Source organism: uncultured Dokdonia sp., from assembly GCF_947492815.1.
Taxonomy (GTDB): domain Bacteria; phylum Bacteroidota; class Bacteroidia; order Flavobacteriales; family Flavobacteriaceae; genus Dokdonia.
The window spans coordinates 15856-34685 of the sequence record NZ_CANLOB010000035.1 but is presented as its reverse complement, the minus strand read 5'-3'; the positions used below and the strand labels follow the sequence as shown (position 1 = coordinate 34685).

Annotated in this window: 16 protein-coding genes; 6 read left to right on the top strand and 10 right to left on the bottom strand. The window is 34.6% G+C overall.

Annotated features, from left to right (window positions below):
• Positions 1–14: 14 nt before the first annotated feature.
• From Q1A01_RS21535 to miaB, 10 genes are all read right to left on the bottom strand, one after another.
• Entirely contained in the window at positions 15–1757 is a 1743-nt protein-coding gene (locus tag Q1A01_RS21535) for a redoxin domain-containing protein (RefSeq protein ID WP_299685013.1), read from the bottom strand.
• Between the two features lie 39 nt (positions 1758–1796).
• Positions 1797–3296 (bottom strand): sodium/proline symporter, encoded by a 1500-nt coding sequence (locus Q1A01_RS21530; RefSeq protein WP_299685011.1) that lies wholly within the window; start codon positions 3294–3296, stop codon positions 1797–1799.
• Between the two features lie 279 nt (positions 3297–3575).
• Positions 3576–5210 (bottom strand): chaperonin GroEL, encoded by a 1635-nt coding sequence (gene groL, locus Q1A01_RS21525; RefSeq protein WP_299685009.1) that lies wholly within the window; start codon positions 5208–5210, stop codon positions 3576–3578.
• A gap of 55 nt (positions 5211–5265) precedes the next feature.
• A complete protein-coding gene (locus Q1A01_RS21520; RefSeq protein ID WP_299685007.1) occupies positions 5266–5616 on the bottom strand; it encodes a four helix bundle protein in 351 nt (116 codons plus the stop codon).
• A 68-nt stretch (positions 5617–5684) separates the two neighbouring features.
• Positions 5685–5960: a co-chaperone GroES gene (locus Q1A01_RS21515; RefSeq protein WP_299685005.1), complete on the bottom strand. Its 276-nt coding sequence runs from the start codon at positions 5958–5960 to the stop codon at positions 5685–5687.
• 182 nt (positions 5961–6142) lie between these two features.
• The gene (gene secG, locus Q1A01_RS21510) at positions 6143–6481 is read right to left on the bottom strand and encodes a preprotein translocase subunit SecG (protein WP_299685003.1); all 339 of its coding nucleotides are present in this window, start codon (positions 6479–6481) and stop codon (positions 6143–6145) included.
• Between the two features lie 6 nt (positions 6482–6487).
• Positions 6488–7396: a hypothetical protein gene (locus Q1A01_RS21505; RefSeq protein WP_299685001.1), complete on the bottom strand. Its 909-nt coding sequence runs from the start codon at positions 7394–7396 to the stop codon at positions 6488–6490.
• The gene (locus Q1A01_RS21500; protein ID WP_299684999.1) at positions 7396–7911 is read right to left on the bottom strand and encodes an LptE family protein; all 516 of its coding nucleotides are present in this window, start codon (positions 7909–7911) and stop codon (positions 7396–7398) included. The genes Q1A01_RS21505 and Q1A01_RS21500 overlap by 1 nt, the downstream gene beginning before the upstream one ends.
• 61 nt (positions 7912–7972) lie before the next feature.
• Positions 7973–9256: a sigma-54 dependent transcriptional regulator gene (locus tag Q1A01_RS21495; RefSeq protein ID WP_299684997.1), complete on the bottom strand. Its 1284-nt coding sequence runs from the start codon at positions 9254–9256 to the stop codon at positions 7973–7975.
• A 61-nt stretch (positions 9257–9317) separates the two neighbouring features.
• Complete coding sequence (gene miaB / locus Q1A01_RS21490) at positions 9318–10772, bottom strand: tRNA (N6-isopentenyl adenosine(37)-C2)-methylthiotransferase MiaB (protein ID WP_299684995.1); 1455 nt, start codon at positions 10770–10772, stop codon at positions 9318–9320.
• A 149-nt stretch (positions 10773–10921) separates the two neighbouring features.
• On the opposite strand from miaB, the gene Q1A01_RS21485 reads away from it, so the two are divergent.
• From Q1A01_RS21485 to Q1A01_RS21460, 6 genes are all read left to right on the top strand, one after another.
• Positions 10922–11782, top strand: coding sequence for a hypothetical protein (locus Q1A01_RS21485; RefSeq protein WP_299684993.1), 861 nt, complete (start codon positions 10922–10924; stop codon positions 11780–11782).
• Between the two features lie 65 nt (positions 11783–11847).
• On the top strand, positions 11848–12792 hold the full coding sequence (locus Q1A01_RS21480; RefSeq protein ID WP_366520125.1) for a lipid A deacylase LpxR family protein: 945 nt from the start codon (positions 11848–11850) through the stop codon (positions 12790–12792).
• A gap of 93 nt (positions 12793–12885) precedes the next feature.
• Entirely contained in the window at positions 12886–14115 is a 1230-nt protein-coding gene (locus Q1A01_RS21475; protein WP_299684989.1) for a hypothetical protein, read from the top strand.
• Positions 14116–14213: 98 nt separating this feature from the next.
• Complete coding sequence (locus Q1A01_RS21470; RefSeq protein ID WP_299684987.1) at positions 14214–14984, top strand: hypothetical protein; 771 nt, start codon at positions 14214–14216, stop codon at positions 14982–14984.
• Positions 14985–15138: 154 nt separating this feature from the next.
• Positions 15139–17628, top strand: a complete 2490-nt coding sequence (topA, locus tag Q1A01_RS21465) for a type I DNA topoisomerase (protein WP_299684985.1) — start codon at positions 15139–15141, stop codon at positions 17626–17628.
• Positions 17629–17631: 3 nt separating this feature from the next.
• The gene (locus Q1A01_RS21460) at positions 17632–18798 is read left to right on the top strand and encodes a formimidoylglutamase (RefSeq protein ID WP_299684983.1); all 1167 of its coding nucleotides are present in this window, start codon (positions 17632–17634) and stop codon (positions 18796–18798) included.
• Positions 18799–18830 lie beyond the last annotated feature (32 nt).

The window sequence follows — 18830 nt, the reverse complement described above, 5'->3', positions numbered from 1 at the left end:
TAAAGATACACTACTTATTCTCCTACAATTGTATAATTTACAAGTCCCATAAACATTTCGTCACTACTCTGATATCCAAAAGTTACTTCTTTAGAAGGGTCAGGATTTAGAGGGTTTTGAAAAGAATTATTAAAAATACCTTTAGCAGTAATGACAGTTCCTTTAGGTAATAATATAGGCTCTGTATAAGTATATACTAGTTGCCAGTTAAAGTCAAAATCAGGTACGGAAATTAAATCAATTATTTCGCCATCAGGTTTTTGAGCTGTAATTTTCATTTGCTTACCACGAAAATGCATATGTGGGAAAATACTATGTACATATACATCTTCTGTTATCTTGTCTTGCGCTACAGCTGGTGTACTTTTTTCATACGGTTGTATTTCAAAATTTTCAGAGAATACCCCTAAAGAATAGTATTGCTTTTCAGGTTTTTCATCATGAAAATACAAATGAATTTTAGTGATGTCTTCTTCTTGCCTTCCAGTAGTTGTGTAATGTGTTTGTAATATTAATTCTATATCCTTATCGATATAAATTCCAGATTTATTTGGAAAGATAGTAGACTTGGAAGTTCCGCTTGCAACTACTGCAATAAGATTATCAATCCATTGTCTTTCTGGTCGGTCTACGACAAGTTGAGGTTTTGAAGAACTTGCTAATGTAGCGTGATGGACCACCTTAGGATTACCAGGTACAATCGTTACCCCAGCAAGCCATTTTCCTTCAGGAAGATTTAGTTTAATTCTTTGATGACGATAATCGATTAGTCCTGTGGCAGGTATGATTTCTTTTTTAAGAACAATAGTAGTATCTGGTACTAAAGTAGTTTCAGGAATAAGCGCTTCTTGAGGTTTTAATGCTTTTAAAGGGTCGTTTCCTTCTCCATAATTCATTCCATCATTAATCCAACGGACTAATTTTCTACGATCTTTTTCAGCAAGTCCAAAGGTATTACTAAATGAACCAATCGTAGGATCTGCTTTCCAAGGGGGCATACGTTTACTGAGCATTACTTGCTCTATCATCGCAGACCAGCCAACAATTTTATCATAATCGGTCATAGACCATGGAGCAACACCACCGTCTATATGACACCGAACACAATGATTTGTTAGAATAGGGGCAATGTCTTTTGTGAAGGTGAGTGTATCTTTTTCTATGGTGTTTCTTCTAGTAACTCTACAGCCTCTAGCAACTTCTTGCTTACTGATAGGTGCCTTGTTTTCTAGAATAGCATCAAGCGCATTTCTCAAGTAAGTTTCAGTAGGTTTTGTTTTTTGGGTTTCATAGTCCAACCTGTTATTGAGAGGTCCTCTAAAAATAATATTCCTAGATGTAGGATCTAATATGATAGCTTCTGCAGTAATCGTAATATCTAATTTATCTGCTATTAATTGTACATCGTCGTGTAATACAGGAACTTCAAATTTAAAATCACTAACCTCGTTTGCGATAGCATCTCTATGATCTTGCATATTACTGTTGATCATAAAAAAGGTAAACCCTTCCGATTGATAGTCATTTACTATTTCATGGAAATCTGATAGTGCATTGCGTACAATAGGACAACCATTTCCCTGAACAAATAATACAATAGCCTTACTGTCATTATAGGTAGATAGTCTGTGAAAATCACCTGTCTCATCATACAGTGCATAATCATTTATTCTGGCGTCAGGAATTGCTACAGGAATTTCTTTACATGCAGATAGGCACAATAAGCATAAAAACAGGTATATAAATATCTTTTTCATTAGGACACAAAAATAGATAAATCGTACGGATTATTGTTGTTAAAATGGCAATATGCTTTTGTTCTTCCTAGGATACAGTTTTGTGAAAATAACTCCTGCAATAATTGATAATAAAAAAGAAGGCGCGAGCACATCCAGTTTTTCGAAATAAATTCCAATACCATCAATTTCTTGAACAACAAACTTGAATATGGGGACACTTAAAAATCCAGTAATCATAGAAGCTAATGCTCCTTTTTCTGAATAAGATTTCCAGAATAAGGATAAAATAATAACAGGGCAGAAAGTAGCTGCAATCCCTGACCATCCAAAAATCACAAACCAGAAAATAGTTCTATCTGGTGATAGTACGGCAACAGTCATTGCTATGATTAAAGCAACAACAGCAAGTGCCAATGTGATGACTCTTGAAATTCGAGTTAGTTTTTTTTGTTCTACTGCAGGATTGATGATTTTTTGATAAAAATCTCGGGATAATGCACTTGAAGCTACTACTATAAGAGAGTCTATCGTAGACATGATTGCCGATAATACAATGGCAATATAAATAGCTACAATGGCAAGAGGTAATAAGTTTTCTATCATAGTAATTAAAACACCTTCTCCTGCTGTACCAAGTACAGTTTCTGGGTCTTGCCCAACTGATGTGAATAAATAGCGACCTAATAAACCAATGGTTACTGCGGCAAAATCGGTGAGGAGTGTAAATAAGATAGCAACCCATTTTCCTTTGTCTATTTCTGCCTCATTTTTTACAGACATAAATCGTACGTAAATCTGTGGAGAACCTAAAAACCCAAGTCCAATCATGGCAAAACCTAAAATGCTAAATACCGTAAGTAGTGGAGAAGAAGTATCTCCCCAAATACTGGTAAGATTTGGATCTATTTGTGTAAGCCCTTCTACAATACTCCCTCCATCATCAATAGATAACCATGCAATAAACGGCAAACAAACAAGTCCGAAAAACATGAGAACACCTTGAAAGAAATCTGACCAAACAGCCGCTAGAAATCCCCCGATGTATACATAGGCCATTACAATAACAAAGCCTAAAATAGCTCCGGTAAAGTAGTTAATACCTAATAATGATTCAAAAGCTTTTCCAGTAGCATCTATTTGCGAACTCACATAGATAACCACAAATAATGAAAGTGCAGTAGCGGCTACTTTACGAATGGTTTTTCTGCCTGTATCAAAATGACTTTCTAAATAATCAGGCACAGTAATAGAGTCGTATGTATCTGTAGCGCGTTTAAAACGTTTGGCCATAAAAAACCATGAAATGCCTACGCCTAATACTTCTCCTAAAACTACCCAATATGCCGAAAACCCTGCTATAGCTCCCATTCCTGTGAGTCCTAAAAGGAGCCATCCAGATTCCCCAGTGGCCCTTGCAGAAAATGCAACTGCCCAATAGCCTAGTTTTTTACCACCTACATAAAAATCACTAACTCCTTTTACTCTTCTAGAGGCAACAACACCTATAATAACAAGAATAGCAAAATATAATCCTAAGACAATCAGTTTTGTAAGCATATGGTATTGTTTAGAATTTGTAATGTACGGATTTTTGAATAAGCATTGGTGTGTGGTTGTATATGCTTTCATACTTCGTCAAGCTCAGTATAAACTTCAGCTTCATTTCATTTCGCGAAAGCGTAAAAAGAACATTAAACGATATAATGATTGTTTTCGATTCTTTAGAAATATAAAAAGGTCTTTGTTGCGAAACAAAGACCTTTTTATATTCTATATATAACTGAACAATTAGTTGTCTATTCAGGAATAGCTAAATAATTGCCTGCCATGCTGTGGCTACATCATGCCTGGCATTCCGCCTCCACCCATTGGTGGCATTGCAGGAGCAGCATCTTCTTTAATATCTGTAAGAGCACACTCAGTCGTAAGGATCATTCCAGATACAGAAGCTGCATTTTCTAAAGCAACACGCGTTACTTTTTTAGGATCGATGATCCCAGCTTTGATCATATCTGTATATTCTCCATTTTTTGCATTGTATCCGAAGTCTTTTTTACCTTCCATTACTTTTGCAATAACAACAGATCCTTCACCACCTGCATTTGAAACAATAGTACGTAATGGCTCTTCTATAGCACGATTTACGATTTGTACACCTGTAGCTTCGTCTGCATTTTCAGTTTTTACTTTTGCAAGAACGCTTTTTGCACGTACTAGTGCAACACCTCCACCAGCAACAATACCTTCTTCTACGGCAGCACGTGTTGCATGAAGTGCATCATCTACACGGTCTTTCTTTTCTTTCATTTCAATTTCTGAAGCAGCACCTACGTAAAGTACAGCAACCCCTCCTGCTAATTTAGCAAGACGTTCTTGTAATTTTTCTTTATCGTAATCACTAGTAGTAGTTTCTATTTGAGATTTGATCTCTCCTACACGTGCTTTGATCATTTTCTTTTGACCAGCCCCGTTTACTACAGTCGTATTATCTTTATCTATAGTTACGGTCTCTGCAGTTCCTAACATATCGATTGTTGCGTTTTCTAATGTAAATCCACGCTCTTCAGAGATTACAGTACCACCTGTTAAGATAGCGATATCTTCTAGCATTGCTTTACGACGATCTCCAAATCCTGGTGCTTTTACAGCAGCAATTTTTAATGCACCACGTAGTTTATTTACAACCAATGTAGCAAGTGCTTCACCATCTACATCTTCTGCAATAATAAGAAGTGGTTTTCCTGTTTGAGCTACAGGCTCCAATACAGGAAGTAAATCTTTCATAGAAGAGATTTTCTTATCAAAAAGCAAGATGTATGGACTATCTAATTCTGCCTGCATTTTCTCACTATTTGTTACAAAGTATGGAGATAAATATCCGCGATCAAACTGCATTCCTTCTACAACATCAACATACGTTTCTGTTCCTTTAGCTTCTTCTACAGTAATGACACCTTCTTTTCCTACTTTTCCAAAAGCTTCAGCAATAAGCTCTCCAATAACACTGTCGTTATTTGCAGAGATAGATGCTACTTGCTCTATCTTTTTTGAAGAGTTACCTACTTTTGTTGTTTGCTTTTCTAAATTTTCAGTAATTGCGTTTACTGCTTTGTCGATACCGCGTTTTAAATCCATTGGATTCGCACCAGCGGCTACGTTTTTAAGTCCTTCTTTTACGATAGACTGTGCAAGAACAGTAGCTGTAGTAGTACCGTCTCCTGCAAGATCATTTGTTTTTGAAGCTACTTCTTTCACCATTTGAGCTCCCATATTTTCAAGAGCATCTTCTAGTTCGATTTCTTTTGCAACAGTAACCCCATCCTTTGTTACGTGAGGAGCACCAAATGATTTACTTATAATTACATTACGTCCTTTAGGTCCTAATGTTACTTTTACTGCATTTGCAAGTGCATCTACACCACGTTTAATACCGTCACGTGCTTCGATGTCAAATTTTATATCTTTTGCCATATTTTTAAATTTTTAAAAAAAGCTTTAAGCAATAAGCGTTAAGCTATATGCTAAGTTATTTTAATTTTTGTTTTAAAGAATACATCTTTTGTTTACAGATGTTTACTTTTGAGTTTAAATCTTCGTATGAAGTGTTATCTATATATTGAAGATCTTTAGATAGGATAAGTAAGTATTCTGTTTCACTTGCGGAACCCATTGCTATTGTTAAAAAGCGATTGAATTCTGCATCACTATCTCTACCACAACCTTCAGCTATATTTGTTGGAATAGAAGAAGCAGCTCTTCGTATTTGTGAGGTAAGACCATAAACTTCAGCTTTTGGAAAGTTTTTAGAAACTGTATATATATCTAGCGTAAGTGAATGACTTAACTTCCAGATATTATATTTTCTAAAATCTCTCATTTACTTCGTTTTATTATTTAAGGTATACCACATGGTGCTTAAAGCATATTGCCTAAAGCCATCATATATTATACGATAGCAAGAATATCTTCTTCCTTCATAATCATATAATCATTGCCGTCTAATTTAAGTTCTGTACCAGCATACTTTCCGTAAATAACAATATCCCCTGTCTTTACAGTCATATCGTGGTCTTTTTTACCAGAGCCTACAGCAACAACTTTTCCTTTTTGTTGTTTCTCTTGCGCCGAATCAGGAATATAAAGTCCAGATGCGGTTTGTGTCTCTGCTGGTAGTGGTTCTATCACTACACGATCAGCAAGTGGTTTAATGTTTAAAGCCATTTTTTGATTCGTATTTATTAAGGTTAAATAAGTTAAATTTTATAATCTCTAGTAGTCAGATAGTCAGAAATTATGCCAACACTACTGGGCTGACAAATTTACAGCGCAAATGACACGATGATGTCAAACAAAAAATGCCAGCTTTTTAAGCTGGCATTTTAGAGGCATTTACATGCGATATATTATTCTTGCGATGTATCATCGTTTGTTGCTGGTGTGTTTAATGGAGCTGGAGCTGTAGTTTGTGCTGCATTTTCATCAAATACTTGAGACTCGTTTCCATTTCCTCCAAAAATAGGAATGTTACTTAATAGTATAAGTACCAATAATAAGGTCGCTAATCCCCAAGTTGCTTTGTCTAAGAAGTCGGTTGTTTTTTGAACACCACCTAATTGCTGTGTTCCTCCTCCTCCAAAAGAAGAAGATAATCCTCCACCTTTAGGGTTTTGTACCATGATTACTACGACTAGTAAAAATGCTACGATAACGATTAGTACTAAAAATATATAAAATGTACTCATAATTCTTTATTTTTCTTCTAATTGCTCTACTGCTCGAATTTGGTCTGCAAAGAAACCACTTTTTTCTGGATATTTCAAACTTAAAATTCGATATGCTTGCTTTGCCTTTTTAAAGTTTTTTTGCTCTACATAAACACGTGCTAAAGTCTCTGTCATTAAGGACTCAGAAGGTATGAGAGATTCTTTTGAAAGATTTTTTTTAGGCGGTGCTGTTGTTGGTGAAAACTCAATTTTAGGATTAGATTCTATAAAAAAGTCTATAATATCTTGTTTACGCTTCTTTACAATGAGGTCAGTATCTTGAATTGCTGCTTGTTGAGAAGGAGATGTTTTTTCTGTACTCTCATGTGTTAGAGTTGTTTCTTTTGAAGCTGTTTTTTCTAAAGGAGTTTCTCTTTTTATAGGAGAAAATCTAGAGAGTTGTAGCCACTCCTGAAATGAATGTACTTCATTTTGATTAAAGTCTAACGGTTTTCCTACTGAGAGTATTTCTTTGGGAGAACGCTTTGTGATTTCTGAGTTTTCTTTTTCTACAAATAAATTAGGATCTAAAATTTTTGTAGCTTTTTCTTGCTTTTCTTCTTGAAGTTGTAATGAGATATCTTGTAAGCCGTCTACGTGTAATGCTCTAAGATGTGTTTCTTGTTCTTTTATTTGAGTACTTATTTCATTTTGAATAAATATATCTGAGGTGATGTATTCAAATAGAACAGATCTGTCTGTTGTATGTGCTGCTGTTATTTTAAGTGCTTTGTTATAAGCAAAACTTTCTTGATTTTTAAGACCTTTAATGTATAAGGCATGGGCACTTTGAAAATACGGAAACTCATCTATTAGTCCTCTAATCTCTGTAGTTTGAGAACTTGAAATATTCTCAGGGTTTTCTAATAGGTATGTAAGTGCTTGTTTATTCATTACCACTTAGCGAGTGATTCATTAACAATGTCTTGAGTGATACGTTCAAAAATCTCTTCTAGAGCAGTATCTAATTCACTTCCTACTAATTGTGTGGTAGCAGGAACATCAGAGAAGAAAGAAAAGCGTCTTTCAAAATCATCTTCTCCATCAGTTTTGGTATTATTATAATAGCGTACGTTTACACTGATGGTCAGCCTATTTTGAGCGGCTGTATTTTCTGATGTAGATGCTTGTGGCGCGATATAATATTCTACAATTTCTCCTTCAAAAAGGAGTTCGCCATTATTAGAAACAAGACTTAAATTTGTTTGATCCTGAATTAAATCTTGCAATGCGAATGTAAAGGTACGGTCAATACCAGGCTCTACAATAGGCGCTTGGTTTTGGAAAAAATTGACTTGAAAGGTTTTTATATTTTCGTCAATAGAGATGCCATTAAATGAATAAATCCCGCACCCTTGAAAGGTGAGCATGCATAAAAAGGCACATAGTATGGTAATTGTTTTTTTCATTCCAATATAACGGCTAATGTCTGTTAAAATTCCTTAAGCAATATACAATGATCTTATAAAATTATAAGTCAAATTGTTTAATCTTTCTGTACAATGTGCGTTCACTTATTCCAAGCTCATCTGCAGCAGCTTTACGTTTGCCATTGTGACGTTCTAGTGATTTTTTAATAAGCTCTAATTCTTTATCGTGTAAAGAAAGTGTTTCTTCTTCTTCTATCTCTTCTGCAAAATGATATGGGTCTTCTTTAATTTCTTGAGTAGGAAGAGGAGAAGTGATAGGAGTAACGGGAGTCGCAGGAGTGGCTTGTTCTGGAATGTGCAATACTTCCATAACCTCATTCGCAGTATCGTAGCTGTCTTCCTTATTATAGATCTTATTGATAAGAGACTCGTTTTCTTCTCTTACATCTGCGGTATTCCCATTTTTCATGAGTTCTAATGTAAGCTTCTTAAGGTCATTAAGATCTGCTTTCATATCAAATAAGACCTTATACAAGATCTCACGTTCATTAGAAAAATCTGAAGATTCTTTTTTCTCTATGACGGCTGGAAGCTTGCTGCCAGTGTCAGGGAGGTAATTGCGAATGGTATCTGCAGTGATAGAACGATTTTGTTCTAAAACAGAAATCTGTTCTGCCACATTTCGTAATTGCCTAATATTACCAGACCACCTGTATTGAACCAATAATTGTGTGGCTAGCTCATCAAGACGAATGGTTGGCATCTTGTATTTCATTGCAAAATCTGATGCAAACTTTCTAAACAATAAGTGAATATCATTTTTGCGTTCTCTTAATGGAGGCAAATTAATCTCAACAGTACTTAATCTATAGTAAAGGTCTTCTCGGAATTTCCCTTCTTTAATCGCTTCAAACATGTGTACGTTGGTAGCTGCGACAATACGTACGTCTGTTTTTTGCGTTTTGGAAGATCCTACCTTTAAGAACTCTCCATTTTCTAAAACACGGAGTAAACGTACCTGTGTAGGTAATGGAAGTTCGCCTACTTCATCTAAAAAGATCGTACCGCCATCGGCTACTTCAAAGTATCCACTTCTGGTTTGAGTAGCTCCTGTAAAAGCTCCTTTTTCATGGCCAAAAAGTTCACTATCTATCGTTCCTTCGGGAATAGCTCCACAGTTTACGGCAATGTATTTATTGTGTTTTCTATGTGATAATGAATGGATAATTTTTGGAATACTTTCTTTTCCTACACCAGATTCTCCAGTTACTAATACTGAAATATCTGTAGGTGCTACTTGAATTGCTTTTTCAATAGCACGATTTAATTTAGGATCATCTCCTATAATTCCAAATCGTTGTTTTGTAGTTTGTATTCCTTCCATGTGTATGTCTTCAACGGGTGTATTCTTTTACACGCTTTCGCGAAAGCGTATAAAGTATTAGTTATTCTTGCCAGTATGCGGCATATCCTACAGGCTCACCTATAAGTGTTCCCGTAGTGCATTCTGTGATTTTTACATCTACATAATCCCCAATTTTATAATTTCCTTTAGGGAAAACTGCTACAATATTCTGATCGTTACGTCCGCTCCATTCGTTTTCGTTCTTTTTAGATTGTTTTTCTATAAGAACTTCTACGGTTTGGTGTAAATACTTCTTTAAATTATCACGAGACATGTCTCGTTGTAAATCAATTACTTCTTGCAAGCGACGTTTTTTAACTTCTAGAGGGATATCATCTTCCATCTTACGCTCGGCCAATGTGCCTGGACGTTCTGAATAATAGAACATAAATCCATAATCATACTTTACATAGTCCATGAGTGCTAATGTATCTTGATGATCTTCTTCGGTTTCTGTTGGGAATCCTGTAATCATGTCTTGACTAATTCCAATATCTGGAATTAAACGTTTGATATTATCTATAAGTGTTCTGTATTCGGCAGCTGTGTGTTGACGATTCATCAACTTTAAAATACGATCGCTTCCGCTTTGTACAGGTAGGTGTATGTAATTGCAAATGTTTTTATGCTTTGCCATAACCTTTATGACATCTAGTGTCATATCTTGAGGGTTACTGGTAGAAAAACGAATACGTAATTTTGGATGTGCTGTCGCTACCATATCCATGAGTTGAGCAAAGTCTACGGCAGTAGCTTTTGCCATTTCACTAGCTTTCTCAAAGTCTTTTTTGAGTCCGCCTCCATACCATAAGTAAGAATCTACATTCTGACCTAATAATGTCACTTCTTTATATCCTTTTGAAACAAGGTCTTGTACTTCTTCTAAAATAGACTGCGGATCACGACTACGCTCACGTCCTCTTGTGAATGGAACCACACAAAATGTGCACATATTATCACATCCTCTGGTAATAGATACAAATGCAGTTACACCATTGGTTTGTAATCGAACAGGGGAAATATCGCCATAGGTTTCTTCTTTAGACAAGATGACATTAATGGCATCTCGTCCTTCTTCTACTTCACTTAAAAGATTTGGAATATCTTTATAGGCATCTGGGCCTACCACGAGATCTACAATCTTTTCTTCTTCTAAAAATTTACTTTTTAAGCGTTCAGCCATGCAGCCTAAAACGCCTACTTTCATTTTAGAATTTTTCTTTCTTTTAACGGCTTGGTATTTTTCTAGACGTTTACGAACAGTAATTTCTGCTTTTTCACGTATAGAACACGTGTTTACAAGAACAAGATCTGCTTCTTCAAGATCTTGCGTTGTATTATATCCTTCTTTGGCAAGTATAGAAGCCACCACTTCGCTATCGGAAAAATTCATTTGGCAACCATAGCTTTCTATAAACAGCTTTTTGCTATTGCTTGCATTCCCTTCTATAACTAAGGCTTCTCCTTGTTTATTTTCGTCTATTATTTTCTCCATTCTATTGATTGACTCACTATTAATTGTCAATGATCGTGCAAAGATACAGTTTAGAACGCATTGTGACAAAGTGTCAGTTTTATTTTTGAACCTAGTTTTACTACTTTAGAGAATTATTGAGACCTACTTATTTAAATATAGCTATCTGTATGTGTAAAAGACTTTTTTTGATTGCTGTTGTGATAACACTTTTTTCTTGTAAGCAATCTACTATAGATCCTCCGAGTTCGTATATATATGTAGCTCATACAAGAATAAATTCTAATGATGGTTTATATGATAAGGTCTATGGTATTGATTTTTCTAGCTATGATATGACTTTGTTGGGAGGAGATTTAAGTATGAGTTCTTTCTCTAGAAAAAAAGTGATACTTCCTCATTTAGATAGTGTCTTTGATTTTAAAAGCCCTAATACTCTTTGGAGTGTTGGAAATCATGATAATGTGTCAAATAAAAGATTTTATGAGACCACTTTAAAAAATAAATTTCATTTATATCAAAGAGATGATGTGACATTTATCACCTTAAACTCTCAAGATAGTTTAAGTTCTATTGTGGGGAATCAAAAAAACTTTTTGTTTTCTGTGTTAGATACTATACAAACACGTTCTGTGTTGATAATGACTCATAAACTAATTTTTATGAATGATCACCCTGTGCTTGATAAGAAAATAAGTAAAGTGTGTAATGCTAATAAAGGAGATTGCTTTCATTGTCATAATCCTAATAATTTTTATACAACTGTGTATCCTAAATTGTTGGAAGTTAAAAAAAGAGGTATACAAGTGCTATGGGTAGGAGGTGATTTGGGGTATAAAACCTCAGAATTTGAGTATGTAGATGATCAAGGTATTGTGTTTCTGGGAAATGGATTTTGGTTTAAAAAAGATTGGAATAAGGTGTTACTGTTTTCAAAAGCAAAAGATACTGATCTATCGTATGAGTTTATTCCAATAGATTCTCTTCTTAAGAATCAAGAAGCTTCATTAAAATCGTTAAAGGATAAATAATTTCACTTTTTTTTCGACTAACGAATTATTGATTTTATAATGCTATTAAAAACACCATTTGTTGTATGAATATATTTTTTAACTGTAGGTCTGTTCTAAGGAATATGGTTTTACAATATACTCTTCTTCTTTTTAGCGTGGCTACTTTTTCTCAAGAGTCATATAAACAACAGGTGTCATTACAGCATGATAATGATTTTCTTTTTGCAATAGATCGATATTATTCGGCAGGTACTTTTATAGGGTATAGTCGTTTATTAGAAGGGGATTTTATATTTAAAAGAGAAAAAGATGCGCCTATACAGTTAGACCTACGTTTGGGGCAAGAGACGTATACACCAAGAGAACTCTTTGAAAGAAACTTTGATCTTTTAGAACGACCTTATGCTGGCTACTTATTTGTATCTGGTCAGTTATCTAAGGTTAAAAAGAATCATATTTGGACACTTCAAGGAGAATTTGGCTTAACAGGTCCACAATCTCTTGCAGGAGATATTCAAGTGGCATATCACGAACTCATAGATACTTTTATTCCTGTGTGGGAAGGTCAAATAGCTAATGGTGCACATGTAAATTTTAAAGGCGCTTATATTGCTGCTATTGATTTGGATACATCATATTTCTTTAAAAATATTTCATTGCTCTCTACAGTGTCTTTAGGTACAAGATTATCTTATGTAGAACAAGGTGTCAATGCATATATAGGAAAGCAATCTTCTTTGGCAACACGTTCAACTTTTAACCGTATAGGAGGTGAACGTGAATTTTATGGGTATGTAGGAGTCGCATATCGATATGTTATAAATAATGCTGTTATTGAAGGACATCCTTTTGGAGATGATTCTCCTTTTACCTTAGATGCTATAGCTTCTGTTGGGAGGTTTGAGTCTGGTATTGTATATAGAAAAAGAAGAACTACATATAGTGTGGTATATCACTACAACACAAAAGAAACCTTAAGAGAAGGGCGTTTACAATATGCGGCTATCACAGTCGCTAGGTTATTCTAAGTTAAGTAATTGTTACCAATCTGTCGGGAACGCAACTTTTACTCATTTTTGACATCTTAGTAGTATACAATCAATCAAATTAACAAGACTATTATGAAAAAAATCATCTTTTTATCATTTCTGAGTGTTTTTACCTTATTTTTTTCTTGTAATGATGACGATACTAGGTTTGAAACCAGAATTGTTGCTAATGCAGTACTTGAAAGTAAAGACGCAATTCGAGCTTCTATAGCGGTTGAATCAGAACGTCCTATTAACGAATCAGGAAAAATATTTACGTATACAAATTATGTTTTTGTAAATGATCGAAACCTTGGAGTACACGTTATTGATAATCGTAATCCAGAAAATCCTCAAAAGATTTCGTTTTTGAAAATCCCTGGAAACTTTGATATCGAAGTTCGAAATGACATATTATATGCAGATAGTTATACTGACTTAGTATTATTCAATATTGCTGATATAGATAATATTACTCTTGTTGATAGATATGAAGATGTGTTTAATGATTTTGGTTTTGCACAAGCTGCTATCACAGAGCCTTTCGATCAAATAGATTATGGAAATTATAATTCCTCAGAATCCTTTATTGTAGATTGGACCTATTCAGAAATTCAAGTAGAGATTCAGAATTTTGATCTAGAAACTACTGACAGTGCTTCTGGCGATGTAACTGGACAAGGTGGGTCTTTTGCAAGATTTAAGATTGTAGATTCATATTTGTATATTATAGATATCGCTGATCTCTATATATTTGATATCAGTGTTGCTGGAACTGCAAATCAAGTGGGGCAGCAAGGTGTAGGTTGGCAAATAGAAACCATATTTAATAGAGATGACTATTTATATATCGGAAGTCAAAACGGAATGCTTATCTATAATATAGAGAATAGAACACAACCTCTATACACTTCGGAAATTAGTCATTGGGAAGGGTGTGATCCTGTAGTAGTAGATGGTGATTATGCCTATCTTACATTAAGAGGTGGAAATACCTGCGGTCAGGATTTAAGTATTCTGGAGGTAATTAACATTGAAGATAAAAGCAATCCATATTCTATAGATCAATATGAAATGCAAGAACCTTATGGGTTAGGTATAAAGGAAGATTTGTTATTTGTAAGTGATGGTCCTAATGGATTTCATATCTATGATAAAAGTAATCCTGAAGAACTCGTGCTTATAGAAGTTATAGAAGATATTAATGTGTTTGATGTGATTCCGCTTGAAGATAAATTGCTTGCTATTGCAGATAATGTATTGTATCAATATACATATGAAGAAGATGGACTTTCATTGCTTAGTGAGTATGTAATTAATTAACACATAGAAATTGCTGCAAGAATAAAAAAGAGTGCTGTTGTAAACAGCACTCTTTTTTATGTGATATATTCTGTTATTTTTGTTCAAAAATTTGCAAAATGACACTTTCAGAAATCCAAGAAAAGATAATTAAAAATCCACCCGTAGATTTTGGAGATATATTCGGGAAAGCCTTTGAATTATTTAAAATGGTATGGTTACAAGGATTTTTGCTATTACTGTTAGGTATTCTTATCCAGTATGGTTTGTCCTTAATTATGTACATACCAGCGCTTGGTATGGAATTTATGGTTGATGAACAATCTTTAGATGGGGATTTTAATGTAATGGCTATTGTATTAGGGGTCTTATTTTTTGTACTTTATTTGGCTGTGTTAATTGCTGTGACGACATTTAATTTTGGACTTCAAGCTGCTTTCTATAGAATAGTTAGAGTAAGAGATAGAAATAAACAAACAGAACAAGGAGTTAATTTTGGAATGTTTTTAAAAAAGGAACATATTAAAAAGCTATTTGTGCTTTCTATGGCACAAATGGGGATCACAATTGTAGCGTTGATGCTTTGTGTGATTCCTATTTTTTATGTTTTTGTTCCGTTGCAATTTGCAATTATCATTTTTGCATTTAATCCAGACTTGACAATTAATGATATTTATACTGCCGCATTTAAATTAGGAAATGCTAAGTGGGGTGTTACTTTTGGACTTGTATTTGTTTTAGGATTATTGGCGGTAATCATTGGACTTATCGCTTGTTTTATCGGAGTCTATTTTACGCTTTCAATTGTATACCTTCCTGCCTATTTAATCTATAAAGAAGTTGTTGGTTTTTACGAAGATGATGAGGCAATTGCTCAAATTGGACGATAAGTAATTTCTTTTTTATACGCTTTCGCGAAAGCGTAACCTTTTGGGAAACAGCTATTTTTAACACGTTTTTTTAAACTTTTTTAAATAGAATTATGCGGGTTAGATTTTTTAATTAAATATTTAATCTACTTTTGTATTCCCAAAAAAGGAAAGTATGGCAAAGAATCTCGTCATTGTGGAGTCACCAGCAAAGGCAAAAACTATTGAGAAATTTTTAGGAGAAGACTATAAAGTAGAAAGTAGTTTTGGTCACATTGCAGATTTACCATCTAAAGAATTAGGTGTAAATGTAGATGGTGATTTTAAGGCAAATTATATTGTCTCAGACGATAAGAAAAAGGTAGTCAAAAAACTGAAAGATCTCGCTAAGAAAGCAGAGATGGTTTGGTTAGCAAGTGATGAGGATCGCGAGGGAGAGGCTATTGCGTGGCACTTAGAGCAAGAGCTTGGGTTGATTCCAGAACGCACCAAGCGTATTGTTTTTCATGAGATTACAAAAACGGCTATCAAGCGTGCTATAGAAAATCCAAGAAAAATAGATTACCACCTTGTAAACGCTCAGCAAGCACGTCGTGTGTTAGATCGTTTAGTAGGGTATGAGTTGTCTCCCGTATTATGGCGTAAAGTCAAAGGAGGATTGTCTGCAGGAAGAGTGCAATCAGTTTCTGTACGTCTTATTGTAGAGAGAGAACGAGAAATTCAGAAGTTTTCTGCGCAAGCATCTTATCGCGTTGATGGAACTTTTGTGAACGAAAATGGAAAATCCTTTAAAGGAAAACTTCCTAAAAATATTAAAAGTAAAAATCTAGCAGAAGATTTTTTAGCTAAAAATGCGAATGCTCAATTTAAAGTAGCATCTCTTACAACAAAACCAGCTTCAAAATCACCAGCACCACCTTTTACGACATCAACATTACAACAAGAAGCAAGTCGTAAACTTTATTTTTCAGTGAGCAAGACCATGACACTTGCACAACGTTTATATGAAGCAGGACTTATTACATATATGCGTACAGATAGTGTTAACTTGTCTGTAGATGCTAAAAATGCAGCGAAAGCAGAAATAATATCTGCTTATGGTGAGTCTTTTAGTAAAGAGCGTAATTATAAAGGGAAATCAAAAGGAGCTCAAGAGGCTCACGAAGCGATTCGTCCTACAGATTTTTCACGTCATACAGTAAATATAGATAGAGATCAAGCAAGACTCTATGAACTTATTTGGAAACGAGCAATTGCTTCTCAAATGAGTGAGGCAAAATTAGAGCGTACAAATGTGCAAATTGCTTCTTCTGCAGGAACAGATAACTTTACTGCAAATGGTGAGGTGTTGAAATTTGAAGGTTTCTTAAAAGTATATTTAGAAGGTCATGATGATGAAGATGCAGAAGAGACAGGATTACTTCCAGCTCTTAAAGAAGGAGAGGTCCTTTCTAATACAGTTATAACAGCAACAGAAAGATTTACAAGACCTCCATATAGATATACAGAAGCATCTCTTGTTAAGAAATTAGAAGAACTAGGTATAGGAAGACCTTCTACGTATGCACCTACAATTACGACCATTCAAAATCGTAAATACGTTGAGAAAGGAACTGTAGATGGAAAAGAACGATCTTATGATGTACTTACGCTTTCTAATGGAGAAGTGTCTGCAAAGAAGCTTACAGAAACAGTAGGTTCAGATAAAGGAAAATTAGTGCCTACTGATGTGGGTATGGTTGTAAATGATTTTTTAGTAAATCATTTTGAAAATATTCTTGATTATAACTTTACAGCAAAAGTTGAGCAGGATTTTGATGATATAGCAGAAGGGAAGCAAGAGTGGACTACAATGATGAAGGATTTTTATCAAAAATTTCATCCACATGTAAAAGATGTTGAGCAAAATGCTGAGAGAGAAGTAGGAGAGCGTGTATTAGGTACAGATCCTACAAGCGGAAAACCTGTGAGCGTGCGTTTAGGGAAATTTGGGCCTATGGTTCAGATAGGAACTGTAGAAGATGAAGAAAAGCCAAAATTTGCAAGTTTAGGCCCTGATCAGCAATTAGGTAGTATTACATTTGAAGAGGCAATGGATCTCTTTAAATTGCCTAAAGATTTAGGAGTATATGAAGGTGAAGATGTGCAGGTTAATAATGGTCGTTTTGGACCCTATGTGCGTTTTGGTAAAATGTTTGTGTCGCTTCCAAAAGGGAGAGATCCTATGGATGTAGATCTTGATGAAGCTATTGTGTATATTAAAGAAAAACAAGCTGCAGATGCTCCTATATACACCTATGAAGATTTGCCGGTTCAAAAAGGAACAGGGCGTTTTGGACCATTTATAAAATGGAATGGAATGTTTATCAACGTTAATAAAAAATATGACTTTGATAATTTATCAGATGCAGATATCATTCAACTTATTGAAGATAAGAAGCAGAAAGAAATAGATAAAGTGATTCATAATTTTGAAGCTGAAGGAATACGAGTAGAAAAAGCACGTTGGGGGAGATCTAATATTATTAAAGGAAAAATCAAGATTGAATTGCCTAAAACGGTAGATGCAGCAAAGCTGACGCTAGCTGAAGTGCAAGATATCATAGAAAAACAAGCGCCAAAAAAGAAAACAACACGTAAAAAGGCAACTACAAAAAAGAAATAAAAGATGATATTTGATTTTTTGTTGCCCGTAACAGATGTTGCTATTGCGCATATACAGTTGTTGCACCATCAATGCGTAGGTAATACAATTAGAGTACATAGTGAGCGTGAAGGCTATCCTGATTTAGAGGGTGTTAAAATAGCGCTTATAGGCTTGCGCGAAAATAGAAGAGATCAAAATCACTTAGGAGAGACACTGTCATTTACAGAGATACGAAGAGCATTTTATGAATTGTTTCCTGGAAATTGGCATGCAGTTATAGCAGATCTTGGAGATGTAGACAAAGGAGCTAGTGTGGAAGATACTTATTTTGCAGTGAGAAGCATTACCGAATCCCTAGTTAAAAAAAATATCGTTCCTGTATTCTTAGGAGGTAGTCAAGATTTAGTATATCCTATTTATAGATCTTATGATAAGTTAGATCAAATGGTGAATCTCGTAAATGTAGATAGTCGTTTTGATCTAGGAGATACAAGTAAGCCTTTAGAAAGTCATTCGTATGTAGGCAGAATTATAGTTGATAAGCCTTATAATCTTTTTAATTATAGCAATATAGGGTTTCAGACATATTTTAATCCGCAAGAAGAGATTGATCTGATGAAACGATTGTATTTTGATGCATATCGTTTAGGGAATGTCACTGCAAATATAAAAAGTGTAGAACCTGTAATGAGAGATGCAGATATTGTTGCAGTTGATATGGGATCTATAAAAAGTAGTGAGTTGAGCTATAGACACAATAAAATACCAAATGGCTTTGAAGGAAAAGAAATTTGCGCCATATGCAGGTATGCAGGTATAAGTGATAAAGTAAGTTCATTTGGGATTTTTGAATATAAAAATGATTCACAAGAGGAAACAGCTGCAATGCTTGTAGCTCAAATGCTTTGGTATTTTATAGAAGGAGTCAATTATAGAACAAATGAAGATTTAGATGTGGAAAAAGGTAATTTTATTACCTATCAAGTACCTGTTGATGATGAGGTTCTTACATTTTATAAGAGTGAAAAAACTGAAAGATGGTGGATAGAAATACCATTTATTTCAGGTTTGAATAATAAATTGAAAAGGCATACGTTATTACCTTGCACGCATCAAGACTATCTAGACGCTATTCATCAGAATATTCCTGAAAGATGGTTTAAGGCGCGTAAAAAGAATGAGGTATAACCAGTACTAACTAAAAATAGAATGAAAGGTTT